Source organism: Desulfovibrio sp. (assembly GCF_009712225.1).
Taxonomy (GTDB): domain Bacteria; phylum Desulfobacterota; class Desulfovibrionia; order Desulfovibrionales; family Desulfovibrionaceae; genus Desulfovibrio.
The window spans coordinates 206098-230788 of the sequence record NZ_WASP01000005.1 but is presented as its reverse complement, the minus strand read 5'-3'; the positions used below and the strand labels follow the sequence as shown (position 1 = coordinate 230788).

21 protein-coding genes and 1 tRNA gene are annotated in these 24691 nt (G+C 56.4%); 8 read left to right on the top strand and 14 right to left on the bottom strand.

The window, feature by feature from the left end; translation table 11 throughout:
* Window positions 1–28 precede the first annotated feature (28 nt).
* The 3 genes from F8N36_RS04835 to F8N36_RS04825 are packed head-to-tail and all read right to left on the bottom strand — an operon-like array spanning window position 29 to window position 2560.
* A complete protein-coding gene (locus F8N36_RS04835) occupies window positions 29–748 on the bottom strand; it encodes an ABC transporter ATP-binding protein (protein ID WP_291331670.1) in 720 nt (239 codons plus the stop codon).
* Between the two features lie 11 nt (window positions 749–759).
* Window positions 760–1917: an ABC transporter permease gene (locus tag F8N36_RS04830; RefSeq protein WP_291331669.1), complete on the bottom strand. Its 1158-nt coding sequence runs from the start codon at window positions 1915–1917 to the stop codon at window positions 760–762.
* Window positions 1918–1966: 49 nt separating this feature from the next.
* Window positions 1967–2560 carry a TetR/AcrR family transcriptional regulator gene (locus F8N36_RS04825; RefSeq protein ID WP_291331668.1) on the bottom strand — a complete coding sequence of 198 codons (594 nt, stop codon included), beginning with the start codon at window positions 2558–2560 and terminating at the stop codon, window positions 1967–1969.
* A gap of 181 nt (window positions 2561–2741) precedes the next feature.
* On the opposite strand from F8N36_RS04825, the gene F8N36_RS04820 reads away from it, so the two are divergent.
* Both F8N36_RS04820 and F8N36_RS04815 read left to right on the top strand, forming a co-directional pair.
* Window positions 2742–2897 carry a hypothetical protein gene (locus tag F8N36_RS04820; RefSeq protein WP_291331667.1) on the top strand — a complete coding sequence of 52 codons (156 nt, stop codon included), beginning with the start codon at window positions 2742–2744 and terminating at the stop codon, window positions 2895–2897.
* Between the two features lie 102 nt (window positions 2898–2999).
* Window positions 3000–3587: an adenylyl-sulfate kinase gene (locus F8N36_RS04815; RefSeq protein ID WP_291331666.1), complete on the top strand. Its 588-nt coding sequence runs from the start codon at window positions 3000–3002 to the stop codon at window positions 3585–3587.
* Window positions 3588–3757: 170 nt separating this feature from the next.
* On the opposite strand, the gene F8N36_RS04810 is transcribed toward F8N36_RS04815, so the two are convergent.
* Window positions 3758–5101 (bottom strand): deoxyguanosinetriphosphate triphosphohydrolase, encoded by a 1344-nt coding sequence (locus F8N36_RS04810; protein WP_291331665.1) that lies wholly within the window; start codon window positions 5099–5101, stop codon window positions 3758–3760.
* Between the two features lie 159 nt (window positions 5102–5260).
* Between F8N36_RS04810 and gmhA the strand changes: the two genes are divergently transcribed.
* The 3 genes from gmhA (at window position 5261) to F8N36_RS04795 (ending at window position 10680) form a co-directional block, all read left to right on the top strand.
* Window positions 5261–5833, top strand: coding sequence for a D-sedoheptulose 7-phosphate isomerase (gmhA, locus tag F8N36_RS04805; RefSeq protein WP_291331664.1), 573 nt, complete (start codon window positions 5261–5263; stop codon window positions 5831–5833).
* Window positions 5834–5931: 98 nt separating this feature from the next.
* Window positions 5932–7605 carry an acetolactate synthase large subunit gene (locus tag F8N36_RS04800; protein ID WP_291331663.1) on the top strand — a complete coding sequence of 558 codons (1674 nt, stop codon included), beginning with the start codon at window positions 5932–5934 and terminating at the stop codon, window positions 7603–7605.
* A gap of 174 nt (window positions 7606–7779) precedes the next feature.
* Window positions 7780–10680 (top strand): hypothetical protein, encoded by a 2901-nt coding sequence (locus tag F8N36_RS04795; RefSeq protein ID WP_291331662.1) that lies wholly within the window; start codon window positions 7780–7782, stop codon window positions 10678–10680.
* Window positions 10681–10755: 75 nt separating this feature from the next.
* Here F8N36_RS04795 and F8N36_RS04790 read toward each other — a convergent pair whose 3' ends face one another.
* The 3 genes from F8N36_RS04790 to F8N36_RS04780 all read right to left on the bottom strand — a co-directional run bounded on the left by F8N36_RS04790 (window position 10756) and on the right by F8N36_RS04780 (window position 13537).
* Complete coding sequence (locus F8N36_RS04790; protein ID WP_291331661.1) at window positions 10756–12324, bottom strand: SLC13 family permease; 1569 nt, start codon at window positions 12322–12324, stop codon at window positions 10756–10758.
* Window positions 12325–12403: 79 nt separating this feature from the next.
* A complete protein-coding gene (locus F8N36_RS04785) occupies window positions 12404–13042 on the bottom strand; it encodes a hypothetical protein (protein WP_291331660.1) in 639 nt (212 codons plus the stop codon).
* A 30-nt stretch (window positions 13043–13072) separates the two neighbouring features.
* Window positions 13073–13537 carry a CYTH domain-containing protein gene (locus F8N36_RS04780; protein ID WP_291331659.1) on the bottom strand — a complete coding sequence of 155 codons (465 nt, stop codon included), beginning with the start codon at window positions 13535–13537 and terminating at the stop codon, window positions 13073–13075.
* 298 nt (window positions 13538–13835) lie between these two features.
* Here F8N36_RS04780 and F8N36_RS04775 point away from each other — a divergent pair, with 298 nt between their 5' ends.
* Both F8N36_RS04775 and F8N36_RS04770 read left to right on the top strand, forming a co-directional pair.
* Complete coding sequence (locus tag F8N36_RS04775; protein WP_291331658.1) at window positions 13836–15467, top strand: outer membrane homotrimeric porin; 1632 nt, start codon at window positions 13836–13838, stop codon at window positions 15465–15467.
* A 59-nt stretch (window positions 15468–15526) separates the two neighbouring features.
* A complete protein-coding gene (locus F8N36_RS04770) occupies window positions 15527–16444 on the top strand; it encodes a LysR family transcriptional regulator (protein WP_291331657.1) in 918 nt (305 codons plus the stop codon).
* A gap of 65 nt (window positions 16445–16509) precedes the next feature.
* On the opposite strand, the gene cysK is transcribed toward F8N36_RS04770, so the two are convergent.
* From cysK to F8N36_RS04750, 4 genes are all read right to left on the bottom strand, one after another.
* A complete protein-coding gene (cysK, locus tag F8N36_RS04765; protein WP_291331656.1) occupies window positions 16510–17466 on the bottom strand; it encodes a cysteine synthase A in 957 nt (318 codons plus the stop codon).
* Between the two features lie 201 nt (window positions 17467–17667).
* Window positions 17668–18105 (bottom strand): Rrf2 family transcriptional regulator, encoded by a 438-nt coding sequence (locus F8N36_RS04760; protein WP_291331655.1) that lies wholly within the window; start codon window positions 18103–18105, stop codon window positions 17668–17670.
* A gap of 68 nt (window positions 18106–18173) precedes the next feature.
* Window positions 18174–18860, bottom strand: coding sequence for a metal-dependent hydrolase (locus F8N36_RS04755; protein WP_291331654.1), 687 nt, complete (start codon window positions 18858–18860; stop codon window positions 18174–18176).
* A gap of 90 nt (window positions 18861–18950) precedes the next feature.
* Complete coding sequence (locus tag F8N36_RS04750; RefSeq protein WP_291331653.1) at window positions 18951–19529, bottom strand: UbiX family flavin prenyltransferase; 579 nt, start codon at window positions 19527–19529, stop codon at window positions 18951–18953.
* 202 nt (window positions 19530–19731) lie between these two features.
* On the opposite strand from F8N36_RS04750, the gene F8N36_RS04745 reads away from it, so the two are divergent.
* A tRNA-Arg gene (locus tag F8N36_RS04745) sits at window positions 19732–19808 on the top strand.
* Between the two features lie 158 nt (window positions 19809–19966).
* Here the strand turns inward: F8N36_RS04745 and F8N36_RS04740 are convergent.
* The 3 genes from F8N36_RS04740 to F8N36_RS04730 form a co-directional block, all read right to left on the bottom strand.
* Window positions 19967–22093, bottom strand: coding sequence for a diguanylate cyclase (locus F8N36_RS04740; protein WP_291331652.1), 2127 nt, complete (start codon window positions 22091–22093; stop codon window positions 19967–19969).
* Window positions 22094–22390: 297 nt separating this feature from the next.
* Window positions 22391–23401 carry a glycosyltransferase gene (locus tag F8N36_RS04735; protein WP_291331651.1) on the bottom strand — a complete coding sequence of 337 codons (1011 nt, stop codon included), beginning with the start codon at window positions 23399–23401 and terminating at the stop codon, window positions 22391–22393.
* Window positions 23402–23495: 94 nt separating this feature from the next.
* Entirely contained in the window at window positions 23496–24671 is a 1176-nt protein-coding gene (locus tag F8N36_RS04730; RefSeq protein ID WP_291331650.1) for an iron-containing alcohol dehydrogenase, read from the bottom strand.
* Between the last annotated feature and the right edge of the window lie 20 nt (window positions 24672–24691).

Sequence of the window (24691 nt, the reverse complement as noted above, 5' to 3'; positions counted from 1 at the left end):
GTTTTTATTGTACGTACGGCAAGACTGTTCATTTGCACTCCGCTGATAATTCTTGCGAATTACGGGTATCCTGCATCAGAATACCGTCTTCGAGATGAATAACCCTGTCGGCGTGAGAAAGCAGACGAGGGTCATGGGTGACTCCCAGCACGGTAGCATTGTGCTGCCCGGCGATGCCTTGAAGCAATGTGATGACGGTTTCACTGTTGGTTTTATCAAGGGCCGAGGTTGGTTCGTCGGCAAAAATCATCTGCGGTCTTTTTACCAGAGCCCGGGCTATGGCAACCCGCTGTTTTTCACCGCCAGACAGTTCAAGGGGTCGCAGATGGCTGCGCCCGCCAAGGCCTACTTCTTCCAGCGCCTGCTGCGCCCTGTGCCTGGCTTCATCTCCCGTGATGCCCATGTACTGGAGGGGCAAAATCACGTTGTCCAAGGCGCTTAGCGGGCCGAAAAGGTTAAAACCCTGAAAAATAAAGCCGCAATGTTCCAGTCGGAACATGTCCAGATCCTTTTCGCTCAGGCTCCACAAATTGGTGCCGAGAGCCATGACCACTCCGGCATCCGGATGCAGCAGACCAGACAGCATGGAAAGCATGGTGCTCTTTCCTGATCCGGAGGGCCCCACGAGCAGGGTGAGCTCTCCGGGATAGACGTTGAGCGAGCACTGTTTGATTACCTGCTGCGAAATGCTGCCGGTGACAAAAGCCTTTGATATGTCTGTGGCCTGCAACGTGGGAATTCTGGACATTGCACGGCTCCTTAACGCAATAGTGTGACTGGTTCGGTATTGAGCAGGGGCTTGAGCGCAAGTAAGCCGGAGCAGATGGCAATGACCATCATGATAAGGGCGTTACCTGCCAGCAGCCACACAGGAAAAGCCATGGCGATATTGGCGCTCTCCCCCAGCAGGGCAATGGCAAGGGTCAGCGCAGCCGTGAGCAGCAGCCCGACAAATCCAATCCAGGCAGCCTGTTCGATAACTACACATCGCAGGCTGTGCCTGGACACCCCCAATGCCCGCAGGGCCGCAAATTCCTTGATGGAGGCGTTGATGGCAGCTGAAAGCGTCTGGCTGGTAATTGCCACACCCACAAGCAGGGCAAGCAATGAGGCAAAACCCGTCCCTACGCCGCTGCCCGATTCAAAAAGCCAGTAGGCCTGTGACTGAGCCGAAAAATCATCTGCCAACCACACGCTGTAGCGTGAGACAAGACCAGTATCAGCTATTTCCTTCTGCACCTGCTCGGCTTCAAAGCCAGGTTTAAGACGCACCAGATAATACGTTGTCTGGCTGGCTGTTTCAGGTGCGAGCCTTCTTGCCGTGGCAAGCGAGGCCAGTGCGTTTACCCCGCCGATTGCGCGCAGGCCTTTGACTGTACCAGCGATACGCGCCCTCTTGCCGTTAATTTCCACCAGGGTGCTGCCCTCCGCACCAAGTTTGCCTACATCTGCCACATCAATAAGAACGGCATCTGGTTCGCGCAGCAGAGCTCGCTGCTCTGACGAGAGTAACCGCGAAAAGGCCGAGGCATTGTCGCTGGTATCAATGCCATTGATGGTCACGGAAACAGGGACGCCATCAGCCCTTCGCAGATCGCCGTAAGCGCTGACAAATCTCTCAACATAGGCAACACCCGGATGCATCCAGGCTCTGGCATCGGCGCTCTGGCTCACAGCCCGGCCAAGATCCACACTGGCAGTGTTGCGAAAGCCAATCCACAGCTCTGCCGTGGACTGATCCAAAGGAACAGAAACCGTACCGAACAAACCGAGCAGCAGAGCTAGCTGCACCACAGTTAAAAGTCCGGCAAACGTAACCGCCAGCACTGCGGCCAGGTAGCGCCGCCATTCGTATAAAAGGCTCGAACGCGCGATGGAAACCATACACACCCCATAATAAACGGAGTACTCCGTCATTCTATTAAACCAACATCTGTGCAGGCTGCAAAGTAATGCAACGAAGCTATCAGGCCAGAATAAAACTTTTGATCAGGTCAGAGATGGCCTGGGCCGAGGCCTCGTAATCAAGGTCCATACCAAGGTCCGCGTCAAACTGCACACCGGTGTACAAAATGAGCAACAGGTTGGCGGCCCCCTTGGTGTTGAGGTCTGGGCGCACCCAGCCCTCTGCCTGCCCTTGTGCCAGCAAGGCGGCAAGGGCAGCTTCCAGTCTGGCCGACGAAGAGGCAAGCTCCTTTCTGCCTTCCGGACTGCGTGAAAGCTCAAGCCAGCTCTCTGTTGCCAACCCGTACCCGCTGGGGCGAAGCATTTCTTCCAGTTCCTGGGCCTTCAGCGTGGCCAGCCCCTCTACGGCCTGACGCTGAGCCAGGGCCAGCAGATCTTCATCGTTGGCCTTCATTTCTGCTTCAACAATGGCCTCGATGATTTCTTTTTTTGACTTGAAATAACGGAACAGCGTTCCAGCGCTCGTGCCCGCTTCAGTGCAGATGTCTTCTGTTCTGGCAAGGTGAAACCCTTTGGCCCGGAACACACGGGCCGCAGCCTGCAAAATTTCTTCACGCCGTTGCGCTTCAAGCTTTTCATTCTTTGGACGGGCCATAGGGGTCTCCTGCGCACTGACATTAATAAACGAAGTGCTCACTCCTATTATAAATTCCATAGCCGCTTGTCAACAGGCCCCTGAGTCAGAAGGCTGCGTATTCCAGGCCACAGCTTGCCATCGATTACGCAGAACAGACCCATCACTGAAAAACAAAAAAATTAGCATGTTAAATGCGACAATGAGCTTGATTATTGCAGCGCATGCCGCGATTCGCCCTGCCATCTGCCTGAAAGACCGTGAGAAAAAAATAGAATTCATGGGAACCCCGCAGGCTGGCGGCAAGCGGCCCACACTGTCAAAATTGCCGCACATTCCATTTATTGGATATCCATAACAATTCTAATTTACTAAAAAAACTAATAATGGCCGCAAAATTGCATTCCTTATTTGCAGATAAGCCGCGTGCTTAAGCGCATCGCAAGCAAGTGAGGATAGCATGACACCGATCATCTGGTTGCTGGGACTTTCCGGCAGTGGAAAAACCACCCTGGGCTCACTATTGCGCCTGTACCTCGACGGGCAGGGCATTGATGCCGAATTCATCGATGCCGACAGCTTTTGCCGCAGCAAGGGCCTGAGCGCGGGAACTCCCCAGCAGCGTATGCGCAATACAGATGCGCTGCGCGACCATGCCATGAATCTGCAGGCCAGCGGCAAGCTGTGTGTGGTGGCCGCAGCCACGCCTTATGAAGGCATGCGACAGGCCAACCGGGCTCTGTTGCCCAATTACCACGAGGTGTGGGTGCGCTGCTCGCTGCAAACCCTGGTGGAACGCGACACCAAGGGGCTGTATGCCAGGGCCGAACGCGGTGACCTGCACGCACTTGATTCAGTTTTTGACGCCTTTGACGAACCCCGTTGCCCGCACGCCATCATCGAAACTGACGTGTACTCGCTGGTGGAATGCTACGAGCAGCTGCGTGACCTGACGCTCGACGCTCTTGTGCCCGAAAACGACTGGCACGATGAGCAACGCCGCATGCTGCCGCAGGTTTCGTTTGCAAATGCCGCCATAGCCCTTTAACAGGGGCGCACCTGACAACCTGCATAGCCAGGTTCGGCGAAAGATGCCGCGCAGCACATGCCCTTGGGCATGGATTGCGCGGCATCCTACATTTGCGGCACTGGTTCATCTGGCCGTATTTTGTCCGATATTTACACAGACATCAGTTTTTTGTCCTTTATTTACGCAGGTTACAGCCCAGATGTGCCGGAAAACTGCTGCGAGATAAAGGTGGCGTAGTCGTCTGTCATGCCAGACACAAAATCCAGCACACGCAGATAAGCCATGTACAGGCTGTCGTCCCTGCCCGGGGCGTTGGCACCCATGAGCGTGAGCGCGCGGGTTTCCTGATAGCTCATGGTATTGCCCTTGGTGTAGTTGAAGCAGGCGGGAATAAACACGTCCAGCAGGCGGCGGTAGAGCGTGTACGTGCCTATCTCCAGCGCTGTTTTCTGTGGGTTGTTCATGATCTTGCTGTTAAAAACCCGCCCGGCGGCGCTCATGAAACCGGCCACGTCATCTCGGGCATGGTTCAGCAGGCTGCCCTCAAGGCTGCCATCCATGATTGCCTCGTAATTGTCCATAAAGGTCTGCGTGATGGACGGAATGATGCGCCCCATGGCCGTGGTGCGCAGCATGCTTGTACGCCTGCGGTCAGAGTCCATGGAATCAAGGCGCGGGTCGTCGAGGCACTGGGCGTCGAGCAGGGGCGTCATGGCCTCCTTGAAGTCCGCGTAGGAGATAATGCGCAGCTCGCGGGCATCTTCCATGTCGATGATGCGGTAGCAGATGTCGTCTGCCGCCTCCAGCAGATATGAAAGTGGATGCCTGCGGCAGCCTCCGCCGCTGGCAAGACCCATCTCTCCAAAAATTTCGGCAAACAGCGCCCGCTCTGCCGTATAAAAGTTAAATTTGCTCTTGCCCACACCCTGAGCCTCGTAGGCCGAACGCGGGTACTTAACCAGTGCGGCGATGACAGGAAACGTCAGCCGAAATCCGCCGCGATCCTTGTTGTTTTCAAGAGCGTTGATAACCCTGAAACCCTGCGCATTGCCGTCAAAAGCCGTAAAGTCTGCCCATTCAGCAGGTTGCAGATTTTTGAAATACTGCTCCTTGTGGCCGGAATCCTTGAACCAGTCGCGAATGGCCTCCTCGCCGGCATGCCCGAATGGCGGATTGCCGATATCGTGGGCAAGGCAGGAGGCCTGTATGATCTGCCCGAGGTGATCGGGCGTGTACTCTGTCGGCAGGTCACCGCGATGGCGCAGGGCCGCGCCCACGCCAAGCCCCAGCGAACGACCTACGCAGCTTACCTCGAGCGAATGGGTAAGCCGGTTGTGAATATGGTCATTGCGCACCAGGGGGTGCACCTGCGTTTTTCTTGCCAGCCTGCGAAACGAGCTGGAAAAGATGATACGGTCGTAGTCCGCCAGAAAGGGATTGCGCCCTTCGACCAGCGGGTCGGGCTTTATGCCCCCGCTGTTTTTGCGATTGGGGGCCAGCAGCAATGCCCACTGCTCCATGAATGTGCTCATAACGCCTCCTCCCCTGCATGTACGGCATGCGTGCCGCGCCCGCAAGCACGGGCGGCAGATGCTTTTCTTTTGCTGCTCGCCTTGTTAGTCTTGTGGAACGTTTTTAACAGACCATTCCGCCAGAAACATGGCGGAAACAAACCGTGCAGCAAGGCCCCCATGACGAATTCGCTTTTTGACACGTCCCTTGGCGCCCATCTGGAACTTTTCAGCACCTTGCAGACCTTGCGGCCTGCGGTAGAAGCTGCGGCAGAACGGATGAAGGCCGCCATTGCGGCTGGCGGCAAGGTGCTTGTTGCAGGCAACGGCGGTTCGGCGGCCGATGCCCAGCACTTTGCGGCAGAGCTTGTGGGGCGCTTTCAGCTCAACCGCAAGGCTCTGGGCTGCATAGCCCTGACCACAGACACCTCAAACCTCACGGCCATTGGCAACGACTTTGGTTTTGACGACGTCTTTTCCCGGCAGGTAGAGGCTCTGGCCCGCCCCGGTGATGTTTTTGTGGGCATTTCCACCTCTGGCAACTCGGCCAACATCATTGCCGCAGTCAACGAGGCCCGCACCCAGGGCATAGCCTCCATCGCCCTGCTGGGGCGAGACGGCGGCAAGCTTGAATCACTGGCCGACATGGCCGTGGTGGTTCCCCATCAGATAACGGCCCGTATTCAGGAAGCCCACATCTTCATTCTGCACCACTGGGCAGATGTGATTGAACGCGCCGTAGCGCAAAAATAACGCCTGACCGCCCCCGTGCCGCGCGGCTGGCTTGCAGCGACCTTTGGCAGTAACCGCAGGGCAACCGCCCTGGATAAACGCCCGCAACGAGGTTGTTCATGGATCAGCAGAACGTCGCCCAGTTTCTTGTGTCATGCCTCAGGGCCGAAGGCGTTAAATATGTCTTTGGCATCCCCGGCGAAGAAAACATCAGGTTTGTGCGTGCTGTGGCCGCTTCGGGCGACATCCGCTTTATTCTGGCCCGCCACGAGCAGGGAGCCTCGTTCATGGCCGACATTTACGGCCGCCTGACCGGCAAGGCTGGCGTATGCACCGCCACCCTGGGGCCGGGTGCCATCAACCTGCTGCTGGGCGTGGCCGACGCGCAGACCAACTCCAGCCCGCTGGTTGCCATCTCTGCACAGGTGGGGCTCAAGCGCATTTACAAGGAATCGCACCAGATTGTTGACCTTGTGGGCATGTTCAAACCCGTGACCAAGTGGGCCGACACCGTGCTTACGCCGCTGTCTGTGCCCGAGATGGTACGCAATGCCTTTCAGGTTGCGCAGGAGGAGCGCCCCGGCGCGACCTACCTTGCCATTCCTGAAGATGTGGAAGCGGCCCCCATGCCCCAGGCTACGCCCCTCAAGGCAACCCCCTGCGCCAAGGCCATTCCCTCACCCGCCGCGGTGACAGAGGCCGCCGCCCTGCTGCGCAGCGCGCGCAAGCCGGTGATCATGGCCGGGCATGGCGTTGCCCGCACGGGCAATGCCGCCGTGCTGGCCGCCTTTGCCGAGCGCTACAACATTCCCGTGGCCACCACCTTTATGGGCAAGGGTGTTATCAGCGACCGCAGCCCCCAGTCGCTTGGAGTTATCGGCTTCATGCGGCACGACTACGAAAACTGCGCCTTTGATCAGGCAGACGTGATTCTTTCCATCGGCTACGAGCTGCAGGAATTCACGCCCATGCGCATTAACCCCCGCTCGGACAAGCGCATCATCCATATCAATACCTTTATGCCCGATGTGGACGCCCACTATAACCCCGAAGTAAGCATCATGGCAGACGTGGGCCTTGCCCTTGCCGCTCTTGCCAAGGCGCTCGGGTCAGAGCCGCTGCTCTCTGCCGGGCGCGGGGCCAGAATTCGCGAACTGGTGGAGGCAGAGCTTGCCAAGGGCCGTCAGAGCGATGCATTCCCCCTCAAGCCGCAGCGTATTGTGAACGACATACGCGCCGCCATGGGCGACGAGGATATTGTGCTGGCCGACACGGGGGCTATCAAGATGTGGATGGCACGGCTGTATCCCACCTATGCGCCCCTTACCTGCATTGTTTCCAACGGCCTTTCCACCATGGCATTTTCCCTGCCCGGGGCCATTGGCGCGCATCTGGCGCACCCTGACCGCAAGGTGCTGGCTGTCATGGGTGACGGCAGCTTCCTTATGAATTCGCAGGAAATGGAAACCGCCGTTCGCGAGAACATCCCGCTCAAGATTCTGGTGTGGGTAGACGACAGCTACGGGCTGATCAAGTGGAAGATGGACATGGAATCGGGCTCGCACGACTGCGTGGATTTTGGCAACCCCGATTTTGTGGCCTATGCTGAAAGCTTTGGGGCCAAGGGCTACAGCGTAAAAAGTGCCGCCGAGCTTTTGCCCACCCTGCAGAAGGCCCTGGACGAACCCGGGGTATCGCTGGTGGCCTGCCCGGTGGACTACAGCGAGAATATGGCGCTTATCAACAGCCTTGGTGAGCTGACGCCTGCGCTTTGCGCGCTGGACGAGCTGTAAGCAGCCTCAATCACCCCATCCACATATTACGGGCAGGCCTTCTCCGCGAGGAGCAAGCGCCTGCCCGCTTTAATTTATAACAATTATTAAAAGATATTATTATGTAATTTTTCTGAAAGACGGTACACGGCAAAGAAAAAATACTGCCATTGCCGTGCCTTTCAGGAGAACCACATGATTGCGGAAAAACTTTTCTTTGATTCCAGGGATTACGAATTGCTGGAGATGATCAAATCAATCGAATCTGGCAACTCCACACACGACCATATTCACGAAATTCTGGACGTCAATTTTCATCCGCATGGAATAAAAGGACTGGTCTACGCGCCGGAATTTCGCATCGCTCACGCGGTCATCCATATCCTCACCAGCAAAAACATGGACCACACTACTCACCGTCTGACAGCCCTGAACATGCTGTACAGCGAAACCCTGGCCAGCGCCCACTCCACCCTGCGCATCAACACCGCACGGGCGCTGGTGCAGATAATGAAAGACCTCGTGGCCCGCAATACGGAGGGCGAACGGTTGAAGCTCGCCCATGAATTCCGGCGCACCGCAACTGGAACCCCGCGTCTGGTACGCCGCATGCTGATGCGCTACCACCTGCTTGAAATGCCCGAAAGCTGGAACCAGCTTGTCTTTGACGACCACGTGCACGACGCCCACAGCAGCGGCAAAAAAACACCGACACGCCTTATTCTGGATGCCTGGATCAAGGGCATCCGCCACATTACCATTGTCTACTGCGACCATATTCGGCGGCAGGCGGTTGAAGAAGTATTGCAGGCGGCAGAAATTGTGGGCATCACCGCCCGTGTTGCCGTTCAGTTCGAATCTGAATTCCGGGGTAAAAAAATACGATTGTTATGGATGCCGCGCGGCTTTGCGGACTACCGGGCCTTTCTCGATTTTCTGGATCAGCCAGATGTGAGCGCGCTGATGGCGCAGGGCAAAGCCCTGGCGGATTGGAAGGGCGAACGCACACTGCGCCAGCTTGACGCCTGGAACCACAGCTACCGCCTGGAGCTGGCAGAAGCGCTTGATCTTGAAATTTTGCCCGTCCCACGCGCGGTTGTGCAACGGCATGTCGGCGAGGGGCAAATCACCCTGGCCCATATCAAAGACTGCCTGCAGGCCCATGTACTGTCGACCCTCCAGTTGCAGGCAACGCGATTACAGGACAGGAAAGACGCGTCTTCCAGACGGGAACTGCAGCGTCTCGATGCCTTGAACTACCGGGAAGCCCTCGCCACAAGCCTGACCCAATCACTTGCCGTCATCCCTGCCGAAGTAAATCCGCCCAGGCTGCACTCCATCTCTCCCGCAACCCTGGTGCGCAGCCTTGCTCGCCTGCACGCCGACAGCCGCATCGTGCTGGGCCTCGCGGATCTGGCTCAGGAGGATGTGCTGGAGCTGCTGTGGGATTGCCGTGGGCGCATTACCCATCTGGAGCTGTTCAACGCCCGTTACTGGCATGAGGGGCGGCTGCAGCATCTGGGTGACATCAGCAGTCTGCGCACGGCGCTGAACAGGGGCGATACCCTGAAGGTTCGACAAATGGTACTGGGCATGGTGCAGCGTATGCAATCCGAAGCGCAGTCTGGACGACGCACGGCAAAACTGCGGTACATCCTCGGCAATCTGCCCCTGTTGTGCGACCATTACCGCAGAATTTCCCTCAAATGCCATATGGGCTCGGCTTCCGCCAGCCGCGAAGCGCCGATCCGCATGGGTCTGGCTTTTCCGGCTACGCTGCCACTCCGTGCCCGCAAGGCCATACAACGTCAGGCAGTAAACACCATGCCTGTCCCCATAAAAACCGCGCTGGAAGAGCGACACATACGCATTCGGGGCGCGCAGAAAACCGCAAGCGGCTCATGCGGCAGCCGTCAGCACAACTGGTCAGTGCATGTGGAGACGGCGCGGGTTTCCGACGTGGGCAATATGGTAAGCCTGACCGGCCCGCAGGCCCCCCCCCGCAGCAATGGCCTGTTGCGCGCGACAACCGGCAGCAGATTTCCGGGTTTCGCCTACCTTAACACCTCCGCAAGTAACGCCCTTAAAGTTACGGCGGGCTTTATCCCCGCCGCGTTGACGTTCTGGTACACGCAGCAGTGGTGGTTCCTGGCCTGGTTTGGCGCGTGGATATGGTTTGCCGTCACTGGCGTGCGCAATGCCATCCAGATGGTGATCTCCGGCAATGGCGGATCCCGCCGCAGCCTCCTTGGCTGGCGCGACCATGTCGACGTTGGCAGGCTTTGCGATTCGCTCCTGTACACGGGCGTCTCTGTTCTGATACTTGAGGCGGGCATACGAATAGGTTTGTTGGAAAAAGGCTTTGGCGTGAGTGTGCAGGATCACCCTCTGCTGGTCTTTGCCGTACTAAACATTGTAAACGGCCTGTATATTTCGGCGCACAATTTGTATCGAGGCTTTCCGCGCGCTGCCATTGTGGGCAATCTGTTCCGTAGTGTTCTGGCTATCCCCGTGTCAGGTTTTTTTAATGCCACAGCTGTTCAGCTGCTGGCTCTGGCAGGCGTAGCCGACCCGCTGTCTTACATCATACCCTGCGCCGCAATTATTTCAAAAACAGCCTCTGATGCCGTGGCAGCGATCATCGAAGGCTACGCGGACAGCCGCAACAACCTGCGGATGCGGCACTGGGATTACGCGGAAAAGCTGGACAGCCTGCGCGCTGGCAATGCCCTGTTTGAACTCGCGCATCACCTGGACAAACCAGCTGCAGATGCGCATAAAAAAGACGATGACGGCGAACGGCGTCAGCCCACGCAACGCACACTGTTTATCCATGCGCTGGACCTCATGTATTTTTGGTTTTATCTGCCCCGCGCGCAGGAGGTCTTTGCCCGGCTGCTGCGCGGCATGAGCCGCACAGAGCGCAACGCCATTGCCCGGCTGCAGCTTGTACTCTGCAGGCGGCACGACATAAGCCGCATGCTGATTGAAGGCTCGCTTGTGGGCAATAACTATCGAAGCGTTCTCCTATTTTACATCAATCATCGGCAGACCTACCTGCGGGATCTGCTCCACCTGGTCAACAGCCAGAAGTAAGCCCGCAGCGCCCAATAAATAAGGCCACCCGCTTTGCCCGCGCGGGTGGCCTTATTTATTGGGCGCTGTAAAAAATTACCACAGCCTGCTGTCAAATCCCATATGAGGCATGGCGTATTGCGTCCATAATATCAGCATTACGAGGCAAGCCAGCAATTGCAGTATGCCAAATTTGAAGGATTCCCAGCTGGAATACTGGTTTGTCAGATAACTGATGTTGGCTGGCTTGGAGTTGAAGTAGAGCACATACACCTGGTTGATAAGAAAGGCCATGGGAAGACTGAACCCTATCACGTCCCAGCCAAATTTTTTGGCAACGGCAATAATGATCGGGAACATAACGATGGTGCGGGCCGTTTTGCTCTCGCTTATCAAAGTTGTCAGCGCAAAAACCAACGCCAGCACGCCAAAAACGGCAACCTTGGGCAAGGCTGCGGCATTCCAGCTATCAAGCATGGAATGTATCCACAGCCCCACTATATCAGTTTTTTCAACCAGCCCGCCAAGTACATATGCACCCCAGCTGAACATCAGCATGTGCCAAGGGATGTCGGCGTCGTTCCACTTGATGACGCCCAGACGCGGCAGCTTGCACAAGCTGGGCATAAGCACGCAGGCAGCACCCACCAGCGCAACAACTTCCGCACGAATGCCGTGCTGCTTGTCTGTGGCCCACAACGCCAGAACTGCCAGAAACACCAGACCAGCGCGAATTTCTGCAGAGCTGACCTTTCCCAGTTTGGACAGTTCGTCCCGCAGTCGGGCGGTGCCGCCTTCCATCTTTGGCGTGGAGTCCTCCTTGCTGAGGGGGAATATCCAGCGCGTACCAGAATACCAGGCAAACAGGCACTGCATTATGCTCAGGGGCAGCATTACCTTGATCCAGTCAGCGTAATAAACCTTGTATCCGGCTGTTTCCAGCAGTGTGGCCGCCACCAGGTTGGCTGCAGAGCCGGTAATAAAGGCGGAGGCCGACACATTGTTGGCCAACAGATTTTGCAGCACCATGTTGCGGCCAACGTTGTTGCGGTTCTCTCCGCCCGTTGCGCCGTACATGGCCGAAATGACCATGAATAGCGGCAGTAAAAGAGCTGTTTTTGCCGATGTGGCACTGATAAACGCCCCAAGCAGCAAATTGAGGCCGATAAAACAGAGCAGCATCATCGCGAGATTGTTGCCCATGCGCAAAACCATATAGATGCAGATGCGCTTGGCAAGGCCTGTAACCACAAGGGCGCTGGCCATGATGAACGAGGCAATGTTCAGCACCATCACGGGCTCGCCCAGCATGGCAAATGCCGGGCGCATTTTCATAACCCCGGTGAGCACAGCTGCGATGATGATCAGAAATGATGTTAGGTAGTTGGGGATCGATTCGGCCAGCCAGAGAATGAGCGACGACACAAAAATCGCCAGGGCCGAATAGCAGTGCGCGGGGGGAACCTTGGTCTGCGCTTCAAACACTCCGATGGTACCGCACCAGCGCAGATCAAAATACAAAAACATAAAGATGGCGAGGGGGATACCTATAAACTTTACCCGGTCAACCCACACGCCGCCTTTCATTTCCGGGAGTTTTTCCAGTGTGTAGTTCCGCATATCCAGCGGATCAAACGTGCTGGGCGGCGTTTGTACTTGAGACATGGCCCGAACCTCCTTGGCGGAAAGGCGGTTTCGCCCCGATGGTAGGGGGACAGGACGAAACCGCCGGGGGTGCATCGTATTATTCCATGCCTATGATGCGCCTTGCAGCCTTAAGATAGTTGATGTTGGGCATGTCTGCCAAACCAAGATATTCCACAGCCTTACGCATTCCCGCGTAATTTTCGCTTTCGCAGCAGGCAGATTCCACCAGTGCGCCGTTAAACCACACCTGGGCAAATTCGCAGATGATGCCGTCCACGGTAAAGCCGTAGCGCATTTTTTCCACGGTGACGGGGGCCAGTTGCGGATGGGCGCGGGCCATCTCGATGAATTCTTCAATTTCGTAGGTTGATTTGTCCAACGGCATTTCAACCTTGAGGTGCCCCAATATGACAGACAGGTCCTGCCTGCTCACAGGAAACTGAAATTTGCCGCGCGGTTGAAAAATTTCATATCCTTCTGGGGTTTCACCCGTTTTTGTTTTTATATCCAGCAGGCCATCGCGTACCTTCACGTTGGCTTCAGTCGTGTTGACCGAAAGAAAATAGGTTTCCGCTGGCATTTTGCGGGCTTTGTGGAGCACTGCAGAGCAATTCCACATACGCTGCTTGACCGTATCGATTATGCCGTGGCCAAAAACACGAAACTCGGCCCTGGGTACAATTTTTTCGGCATCGGCGGCAGATGTGGCGACATTCTGGGCAAATACGTTAGGCATGACAAACTCCTTTGATCGGCGACTGGCCCATTACCACTTGGTAAAGGGGTGCTTGATGAGGTTTGAGTTGAAATACCGGGGATCGCCGGTCACTTCTTCACCCACCCACTGCGGCTTGTTGAAGACCTGATCTTCGCTGACCAGCTCGATCTCGGCCACGATAAGCCCCTGATTATCGCCAAAAAATTCGTCAATTTCCCAAACAAATTCGCCCTGCTTTATCTTGTAGCGCTTCTTTTCAATCAGGGGTTTTTCGGCCAGGTTGTCCAACAGGGCATTGCAGTCGCCAAAGGGGATTTCGTACTCGTACTCTGCCCGCGTGGCCCCGACGGTTATACCCTTGATGGTCAAAAAGGCCCTGTCACCAACGGTGCGCACGCGAACAGTGCGCTCCTTGGCACTGTTGAGATACCCCTGCCGGTACATGGTGCCCTGCGCCAGCGCCCGCCAATCGTCGCCATTTATCAAAAATTTGCGTTCAATTTCCTTGCCCATATGATACTCCTTGTTAGTGCTGCCGGACATGCCGGCAGTGATGTGCTTGATCTCTTGCGTAAAACCATACAAAAAATTTACGACTGAAAAAAATCAAAAGAGCCTTTCTCTACCATAAACAAAGCTTATGATTGACGCGCAACTATTAAATCACCAGTGTTGGTAACACACGTCGAGATCTGCATAATAAATCACGCACCCATAATCAGGATTTATCATTGCAATCACAGAACATGATTTCTGCGGATTACGTCTTTGGGATACATTTATTCAAAATGTATCTTTCGGGAGGTATCCGATGAAAAAGCATCTCGTCCTTCTCATGGCCGCGGGGTTGGCATTGGCTCCGTTACGTGCTGAATCAGTTGAATTTAAAGTCAAAGGTCAATGGATTGTAAACTTCGACTACGGCAACTACGGAAAGTTCGCCAACAGCCCGCGCGCAACCAATAAAGCGCCCAACCCCTCGCCCTACACGGGCTACAACGGGGGTGCGACGAACACGGCGGATGAATTTGGCACAAACCAGCGGGTACGCCTGCAACTGCAGGCAATAGCTTCGGAATATCTTTCAGGCACCGTATGGTTTGAAATAGGCGATCAGCAGTGGGGCAATGCAATGGACCGCCCCGGCGGCACAAATGCGTACGGCGGCGCCCTGGGGGCCGACGGCAATGCTGTTGAAGTAAAAAACGCCTACCTGGACTGGACGTTGCCCAATACGCCACTCAAGGTACGTATGGGCATTCAGGAAATTACATTGCCCAACTTTGTGGCAAAAACGTCCAACATCTTTCAGGACGACGTGCCAGGCATAGTGGCCTCGTACAAGGTCAACGAACATGCCGACGTTACGGGGTTCTGGTTTCGCTTTTACAACGACAATTACCCCGGCAGCCTTGCCGGGCAGCCCCGCACCTCCGCAAACTACATGGACAACATGGATGCGGCCGGGCTTCTGGTGCCCCTGTCGTTTGACGGACTCAAAATCACGCCGTGGTTCATGCACGCCAGCATCGGGCCCAATGTGATGAACCCCCGCGTCAACAAAGCCTATAGTTCGTGGAACAGTGTGCCCAGCAACACGTCCGACCAGATGGGCAACGGTATTACCAGCGTGTACACCGGCATGCTCCCGGCGGTATGGGCGACAAAGCAGGGGCATTCCGACCGGCTGACGGAATACGGCAATGCCTTTTGGGGGGCGGTAACGGGAGAATACACGGGCAGCGATCCCTTTCGGCTGGCCTGGGATTTTACATACGGCAGCGTGGCATACGAGCATGCCCAGCTTAACCGGTCAGGCTGGGAAGGATTTTTGCTCGGCGAATACAAGCTCGATTGGGGCATCCCCGGCATTTACGCCTGGTACAGTTCTGGCGACACGGGCGACATAAAGAACGGGTCGCAGCGCATGCCGACAATCCGCTCTACCACTGGCAACCAGCTTTCCAAATTTGCCAGCAACGGCAGCATCATTTCACGCAAAAACGCCGTTACGGCCGTCTGGACCGGCACCTGGGGATTTGGCGCAAGACTCAAGGACATTTCTTTTCTTGAAGACCTCACGCATACCATACGCATCAACCATTTCAGGGGTACAAACGACCCTGTAATGGCCAAATATTTTCTTGGAAAAAAGAATGCCAGCGGCAACTACGTCACCACCAGAGTTGGTACCGACTTTAATGCCGGCGTCGAAGGCATTTATCTTACCACGAAAGACAGCGCTACTGAATTCAGCCTTGTCAATGAATGGCAAATATACAAAAATCTTACCATGAATCTTGAAGCGCACTACGTTTTGCTTAACCTGGATACATCAAGCAGCGTCTGGGGCAGAGGCGCCGTTGCGGGCGGCGGTTGGGTCGGCAAACCCAACCTGCGTGATGCTTGGCAGTGCAACCTGGCTTTTTATTATAATTTTTAGTCTGTTAAACCCGGCATACGTGCATGACCCCGCACACATGGCCACAATCAGGAGCCTGCATGAATATTGAAAGTCTCAGAGCTTTCCACCGAGTGGCAGAAACAGGTAATTTTACCCAGGTTGCCCGTGAGCTGTTCCTTACTCAACCCGCCATCAGCATGCAGATTCAGAATCTTGAGCAAAGCCTGGGCGTGGTGCTGTTCAAAAGAACATGTCGCAGCGTCAGACTCACGAGCGAAGGGGAGCTTCTCTATAAATATACCCAGCAAATATTTGGCGTGCTCAGCGAGCTGCGCAACGCCTTTCAGGAAATAGGCGAACTGCAGAGCGGCGACCTGACCATCGGCGCAACTGCCATTATGGGTGCGTACTGGCTGCCATTTTTCGTTAACAGCTTTCATCACCGGTACCCACGCATCAAAATCCGCATGGTTATCTGTAATTCGCACAAGCTTGCGGACAAGCTGCAAAATGGAGAGCTGGAGATAGGGTTTGGCGGCTCGTCGTCAGGTCACCCCACGTTACAGCAGCACTTTTTACATCGCGAGCCGCTTATTCTCGTGGCTGGCAAACAGTCCGCCCTTGCGGCTTCGCACCGCATGCTGCAGGCAGCGGACATTACCCGCGAAACCATGATCATGCGCGAGCAGGGCGCGCGCATGACTGACAAGGTGGCAAAATGGCTAAAAAAACATGCACCCCGCGCTAACCCTCCCATGATAGTGACCGTGGACAACATGGAAGTGACCAAGCAGATGGTCATTGACGGTTTGGGCATAACAGCCCTGCCCCGCCATGCAGCAACCAGGGAGTTGGAAAATGGTGCGCTGGTTCCTTTGCCGGTCAAAGATTTTTCCATGCACACCAACTACTTTCTTGTCACGCAGCCCAACACCACCTTTAGCCGCACCACCAGGGCCTTTCTGTCCACGCTCTTTGAGCATGGCGTGCCCATTGCCGAAGAAATGCTTCACTGACGGCCATAACGCAAAAAGGCTGTAGAGCTTACGCCCTACAGCCTTTTTCTGCCATTGCAGCCAGACTACTCGCCGATGCCCTCATAAAGGGCAGACGACAGATAACGTTCGCCCGCATCAGGCAAAATAACCACAATGGTCTTGCCCTCAAATTCCGGCAGATCCGCAAGCCTCGCCGCTGCTGCAGCTGCTGCGCCCGAAGAGATACCAGCCAGAATGCCCTCTTCACGCGCCAGCCTGCGGGCAAATTCAATGGCCTCATCGTTGCCCACGGCTTCTACCCTGTCCAGCAGGCTGACATCCAGCGTTTCAGGTATAAAACCAGCACCAATGCCCTGTATCTTGTGCGGCCCAGGTTGCAGGGGCTGACCTGCCAGGTGCTGGCTGATCACAGGGCTGGCAGCAGGCTCAACCGCCACGGAAACGATGCTCTTGCCCCGCGTGTGCTTGAGATAGCGTGAAATACCCGTAATGGTGCCGCCCGTACCCACGCCCGCCACAATGGCGTCCACCTGACCGTCGGTATCATTCCATATTTCGGGGCCGGTGGTGGCCTCATGAATGGCCGGGTTGGCCGGATTCTTGAATTGCTGGGGCATAAAGAACGCGCCGGGGTTGGCGGCTGCCAGCTCTTCGGCCTTGCGAATGGCTCCGGGCATGCCCTCCGCACCCGGGGTGAGCACCAGCTTTGCGCCCAGCATGGCCACCACGCGGCGGCGCTCAAGGCTCATGGTCTCGGGCATGGTGAGCGTAAGTTCATAGCCCTTGGCGGCTGCCACATAAGCCAGTGCAATACCCGTATTGCCGCTGGTGGGCTCCACAATGCCCACGCCGGGGCGCAGCAGACCACGACTTTCCGCATTGGCAATCATGGCTGCGCCAATGCGGCATTTGACGGAGTACGAGGGGTTGCGGCCTTCGATCTTGGCCAGCACTGTGGCCTTGGGCCCCACCACGCGATTAAGCCGCACCAGGGGAGTGTTGCCGATAGAAAGGGGATTGTTCTGATAAATTCTGGACATACGCGTTCTCCTTACCCGCCTTGGCGATGCTGTGTGCAATCCAGATTGTATGGTTCAGCCGTGTCGGGCGGGCTTTGCTTCCTTTGCCCGACATTAACTACATTAATTCGACTGACTAAGTGATAATAACAGAACTCCTGAAAGGCAAGCCCTCTGCGCAAAAAAATTCTGCCCGTCCCCAAGGGGAGCAGGCAGAAGTGGTCAAATGCTGAAATCGGGTATGTTGGCCGCTTGCGCATCCAGCAGGTCCTGCAGGGTAGTACTGCCGTACACGCCTTCCAGAGCCTGGCGCGCCCGCTGCCACAGGGGCATGAATACACAGTCTGGCCCTAGCGAACATTTGCGCACAGGACTTTCGCCCTCGCAGTCAAACGGGTGCACCGGGCCGTCAAGAAAGCGTATGACGTCCAGTGCGGTTATCTGCCCTGCGGGGCGGGCCAGCACAAAGCCCCCGGACTTGCCGCGCCGGCTTTCCACAAAACCGCCACGCCTCAGCTGGTTAAGAATATTCTCGAGAAAGCGGGGCGGAATGGCCTGTGACTCGGCTATTTCCTGTATGCGCGTTGGACCATTGCCCGTGCGCCGGGCCAGTTCAAACAGGGCGCGCAGTCCGTATTGGCACTTGAGTGAAACGCTCATTGATCATCCTTGCGGCAATTGGCAATGGCAGCCCCCAGCGCCGGCAGACCCCGCGCTGGAGACGGCAATCAGCCAAAGCTTACGGTTTCACCGGGCGACATTTCCACACAGCGGCAGGAGAGCTTCATGCGCTCCAGTTCTACCTTGAAGCACGCAGCGTTTTGGGCCAGCACGGGGAATGTTCCCCAGTGCATGGGAACAGCAGCCCTGCAGCGCAGCAGCTTGCAGGCCAGCGCAGCCTGGCGCGCATCCATGGTAAACACGCCGCCCACGGGCAACAGGGCCACATCAATGTCGTACAGCTGGCCCCACAGCTCCATGCCGCTGAAAATACAGGTATCGCCAGCATGGTACACGGTGAAGCCGTCGGGCATGCGCACAATATAGCCAGCCGGAGAGCCCGAATCGCTGGAATGATAGGCCTGGGTCATGGTTATATCCACGCCCTTGTGGGACACCGTGCCTCCCATGTTGAAACCTATGCCGTTGATTATCTGCTCTGTGGGCACACCCGCCTCGCCAAGTTTGCACGCAGTGCCCACTATGGCTCCAAGATGCGCGCCGGTGCGGCGGCACAGGGAAACGGCGTCGCCCACATGGTCGGCGTGGTCGTGGGTTACAAGCACAATATCAACATCACCGGCTGCGTCGACGGTAACACCCGCAGAAGGGGCAAAAAAGGGATCAATGACCACCTGTGCTTCAGGCGAGCTGATTTTGAAAGCCGAATGTCCAAACCAGGTTATGTCGCTCATGCTGCCTCCAGCGTAAGTCTTTAGCAATACTTGAATATAAACGGAATCACAAAACGGAATGGCCGCAGACGGCACACATGCAGGGCAGGGCTATGCCTCGCCAGTCCAGCGGGCAAGGTTGTGCGCAAGTCCCACCTGATCGAAGATGCGGCCGCAAAACTGGTCCAGCAGCTCGTCCACACCCGATGGGCGCAGATAAAAACAAGGAGAGAACGGCATCACCACCGCGCCAGCCTCTCGCAGGGCAAGCATGTTGCGCAGGTGGATGGCAGAGAGCGGACTCTCGCGCGTCACAAGCACCAGAGGCAGGCGCTCTTTCAGCGCCACATCCGCAGCACGGTGCACAAGATTGCGCGTGGCCCCGCTGGCAATGGCGCCCACGGTACCCATGGAACACGGCACAACCAGCATAGCAGCAGGCTCGCTGCCGCGCCGCCACCACGAGCCGCTGGCCGGGCCTGCGCCCAGGTCTTCAGCGGCATATACGGTGTGGGCCAGCGAAGTGAGCACATCGGCAGACGCGCCGCATTCGGCCTTAAGCACGGCCCGGGCGCCGTCTGAAACCACGCAGTGGGTGCGCACCTGGGGCATGGCCGCCAGCAGCCGCATAAGACTCAAGGCCAGCGGCATACCGCTGGCGCCGCTTACCCCAACAAGTATATCGCGCATGCATTCTCCACTATTGCAAATCATTGGGGCGCGTGCCCCCTTGCCCATATTTTTATCCCACATTGCTGCCGCGCGCAAACCTGCGCAGCCTGCCCCAGCTGACTCTGTTATGCACGCCCCAGGCCTGCGCACCTGGCCGGATTGCGCCGTGTCCACTGGCCTTGACAGCCGCCGGTACAAAGCATATCAGAAATGTTCTTATGCGCTCGTAGCTCAGTTGGATAGAGCGTTGGCCTCCGGAGCCAAAGGCCGTGAGTTCGAATCTCGCCGGGCGCACCATTAAAAGTTAAAGGTTGGATGCAGACACTGCACCCAACCTTTTTTCGTTTTCTGACGCAAAAATTTTGCTCAAGCGTAATCACATCTGCCTATCAACCGTGAATATACGGCTTGATGAATTTTTCTATTTCATCCCTGAGAAAGGTTGTACCTGCCCTCTACTCCGGTTTCACTGCCACCAGATCACCGTTCCGGCTCTCAAACATGCAGTTTCTGCCCTCACGTTTGCTGCGGTACAGGGCCGCATCTGCCTGCGCCAGAAGATCTGCCGATGAAGTACTGGAAAAATCGTGCACAGAGGCAATGCCAATGCTGATGGTCAGCCACGGGTCGCATCCACCTGCATGAGGAATTTTTTCATCCTCCACGGCCTTTCGTATGCACTCGCCCACGTGCCGCGCATCATTTGCGCCACCAACAAGCAGTACTACAAACTCCTCACCGCCATAGCGAAACACAATGTCCTGCGGTCTGTTGGCGCAGCCCGTGGCCAGCGCGGCAACGCGCCGCAGGCATTCATCGCCCGCCAGATGGCCGTAGATGTCGTTGAACTGCTTGAAATGATCCACATCAAACATGATGAGAAACAGGGTCTTGCCCTCGCGCTTGGCCACACGCCACATCAACGGCAGGGCTTCATCAAAGTGCCTGCGGTTGTACAGCCCCGTGAGGGCGTCCTTGCGAGAGATGTCTGCCAGCTGCTTGTTGGCCTCATCCAGTTCCTTTGTGCGTTCCGCCACCATTCCTTCCAGTCTTGTGGCGTAGTTCTGCAGCTGCGCGCGCGAAGCGGCAAGGTCGGCGGTCATGGTATTGAATATCTGGGCGAGCTTGCCCAGATCGTCCTGCACAATCACGGGAACTTCGGAATAAAAATCCCCCTTGCCGAGCTGATCCATGCGCCGCATCAGCAGGTGCATCTGCTTGGTGCAGCGCAAGACAAGGTGGATACCCAGCATAATGGTCAGCATGCCAATCAACAACGCTGCCATGGTTGCCATGCCGAGAGCCGAGGAGGAAGCCCCGGCAATTTCCTTCTGTATGACGTTCTGTATGGTGAAAACTTCAGATTTTGGCAGCGCCACCACCACAAAGAACCTTGCGGGCGATGTGGTATTGCCGTTCCACCGCAATACGCGCCCCATTTCGTGCACTGCCAGATAGTATTCGCCGTCCCTGCCCGCCACTGTGTACAGCCTGTAATCTTCATCCTGTGGTGGCAGCCTGAGCGAGGCTATTTCTGGAATTGTGCTGCAAAATATGTTTGTGCTGTACCGGGTAACCCCGTGACCACAGGCCACCTGATCACTCACTCCCAACTGGTCCCTCTGCTCGCCTGTGAGGTTGAGCCCCTCGCCCTCGTCAGACATGATAAAGGCAAATCCCGATTGACCGACTTTGGCGCTGTGCACAATACCCGCCAGCATATCTACGCCAATATCAATGGCCACTGCCCCGCTGTTGGCGTCCCGCCCTGCCGTCCAAAGCGGATAAAAAAACGTAAGCATCGTGCCGGTGCCGCCAGCATCGTCATAAAATGGCGTGATGGTCGTCATGTCCTGACTGGACAGAGCTTCGGTCGGATGCTCCCGAAGCCACCTTTCCCATTCCTCAACCATGCCGGGAAAGAAAAAGTCCCACCAGTTATGACTGTTGTGACCCTTGTATTTTTCATCAAAAATGGCGGGCATCTGTGCCCACGGATACACGAGCATGAAGGGCTCAGCCTTGGGCCCAGCCAGGTAGAGCCAGCCCTTTTGCGCACCGCGCCGCCCCATGGCGTTCATAAGGGGTTTGAGAGCGGCAAAGGTAGAAGCATAGGTTTTTGTGACTCTGTTGATGTTGCCCGCATGGTCGTGCTGGTAACTCCATACGCTCAGGCTCATATCAGCGGCGCCACGGGTAATGTTGGACCAGTTCTGCTGCTGGTTGTGCACAAAATCGTTATGATAGAATGAATAATCTTGCAGAACCTCGCCAGCCCTGTTGGCGTCTTCGCCAAGGTCAATGAAGGTCTGGGCTGTTCCGGCGAGAATTTTCAGCTCATTGGTGATGAGCTTGACGCGCAGGTTGACATTGCTGGTGATCTCGTTGCTGTACTCAGTAATAAGGCTGTAATACAGGCTGTTCATGTGTTCGCTGAGTACAGACTGAACATCGTCGGAAAGACGGACGCGCAAAACAGAGATAACAACCAGAACGGAAAGAATGAAAAGACATGGCGGAACGATCACCAGGGCAAGAATCTTGATGCGGAAGCTGCGTAACAGGTATTCCTTGATGGCCATATGGTCGGTCCTTTAGCGTAAATCTGCACAGAGTACCCAGAAACACAGCCTGTGACAGTTAAAACTACAACCATACGTAATATTCCATACCATTTTCTAGATATTGTCCAGATTTCCTTTTGGCATATGCAGCCCCCTGACAAATCACAACAAAATTTAGGTAAATACTACCCTCTTTTGCCATGCTCTGCGCAGGTCGACACACCTTGCCCCACACAAGAAAAAAAGCCCTCACGACAACCATCGCAAGGGCTTTTTGTGGGGCCTCTCAAGGCCACGCAATTTGAAAACCGCAGCCTAGCCGAGCCTGCTGACCACGGCTTCCAGACGGGCGCGAACCCGTGTTTCGACTTCAAGTTTTTGCTGCATGTCGGCAATGGCCGCCTGGGCATTTTCTATGGTACCACACAGCCCCGTGAGCAGTGAAAATGCGCCGCCTGCAAGAAATTCCGCGTTTTCCACGGTTCCGGAATAGGGGCTGCCGCCGAGGCGCTGCCAGCGGGCGTAGTCGCGCTGCCACTCGGGAAAGCACGTTGCCGTAAGGCCGTCGTTCCACAGCTTGTAGGCTCCAAAGGCGTGCACCACCGGCGCAAAGGTAGCCGCAGGGTTACGCGGATGGGCGTTGAATCGCTGGGGCAGCAGCTGCACACACTGTGAGTTTTGCCGCAACAACATCTGCGCCAGCGCGTTAAAGGCCGCCTGATCGGGATAGCGCAGCAGCTTGCCGTGCCTGCGCACAAAATCAATGCACATCTGTCGTAGTACTTCAGGTTCGGGCAGGTCATTGCGAAATACGATGACGCCGGAATTCAGGTTATCCGCACTGCCGTTAAAATCCTGCACTGGGCCGTGCAGGTTAATCTGGGCGGGCTTGGCCCCCGCCGGGTCCGAAAATTCCGGGTCTTCCAGAGCCAGCCCCAGCGGGCCGCAGGCAAAAAGATCTTCCAGCGAATCCTGCACCAGAATGTCAGAATCAAGCCACACAACCGATTCGTACTGGCGCAGCAGGTCAAAGCAGTGGAACTTTGCCAGACTGAGCGGCGAAAATACCGACAGGGCTTCTTCGGTCAGCTCGGCATTCACGGGCGTAAAGGGCGCAAGCTGCGCGCCCAGCTCTTGCAGGATGCGGGCGTCTTCTGCGGGCAAGGCTCCATCGCAAAACACGATGATGTCTGCGTTCAGGGCCGGATTATGCCGCCGCAGGGCCAGCAGCACCGTACCCGCCGCAAAGGCCCAGTTGCCCGTTATGCCCATGACCACGGCACGCGGAAAGCGCACCGCAAGGCGGGCTTCAAAGTCATTATGCATGCAGGCTCCTCTTTTGCGTGCGCACTGATGCAGCTGGCCCGCTTCAGTCAGTGCAGACATCCGCATGGCTGAAACGGGCCAGAGAGGTTGCGCCCTAGCGCGAGGCAGCAAATATGGCCACGATATCGGGAGGCAGCAATTTTTTTACACTGCCTATATGGCTTTTGCCCACAAGGGCTTTTTCCGCCATTTCAGCAAGCTGGGCATCTGTGGGGGCGAGATCCAGCTCCTTGAGCGAAATGGGCATGTTCAGCGAGCGGAAAAAGGACTCCATGGCTTCAATGCCGCGCAAGCCGGTGACAGTGTCGGACTCAGCCCGCGCAACGCCCATGACCCTTTCAGCAAACAGGGCAAATCGGTCGGGGCGTTGCGGCAACACATGCCGCGCCCAGCTGCCCCATATGGCCGAAAGGCCCGCGCCGTGCGCCACGTCAAACATGCCACTCAGTTCGTGTTCGATCATGTGCGTGGCCCAGTCGCCACCGTCCGAGCCGCAGCCAGTGAGGCCGTTGTGCGAGAGGCTGCCCGCCCACATGACTTCGGCCCGGGATTCGTAGTTGGCCGGGTCGTCGCGCAGCACAGTGGCATGGTGCATGACCGTGCGCAAGAGGCCCTCGCTGATGCTGTCGGTAATGTCCATGTTGGAGCCGTGGCCAAAATACCGCTCCATGGTGTGCATGAGAATATCCACGCAGCCGCAGGCCGTCTGAAAGGCGGGCAGCGTGAGGGTCAGTTCCGGGTTCATGATGGCAAAGGCCGGGCGCGCCATGTCTGTCTTAAAACTGCGCTTGAAGCCGTTTTCTTCGTTGGTCACCACGGTGGAGCTGCTCATTTCGCTACCAGCTGCGGCAATGGTGACCACGCAGCCGATGGGCAGGCAAGTGTCGGGTTTGCGCTTGGCCATATAAAAATCCCAAACGTCGCCCTCGTTGGCGGCCCCGTAGGCAATAGCCTTGGCAGAGTCGATAACGCTGCCGCCGCCTACGGCCAGCACAAAGTCCACGCCCTCGCTACGGGCCAGTTCAATACCCTCGCGGATCAGCGAAAGCCGGGGGTTGGGCACCACGCCGCCCAAAGTGACGTATGCCAGCCCATCTGCCTCGAGCGAGGCCTTGATCCTGTCCACGAGGCCCGAACGTAGTGCGCTCTGGCCGCCGTAGTGGATCAGCACCTTGCGGCATTTGTGGGCTTTGACAAGCCCGCCGCACTGCTGCTCTGTATTTTTGCCAAAAATGATTTTTGTGGGCGTGTAGTAGACAAAATCGTGCATGGTGTCCTCCAGCTGTAAAA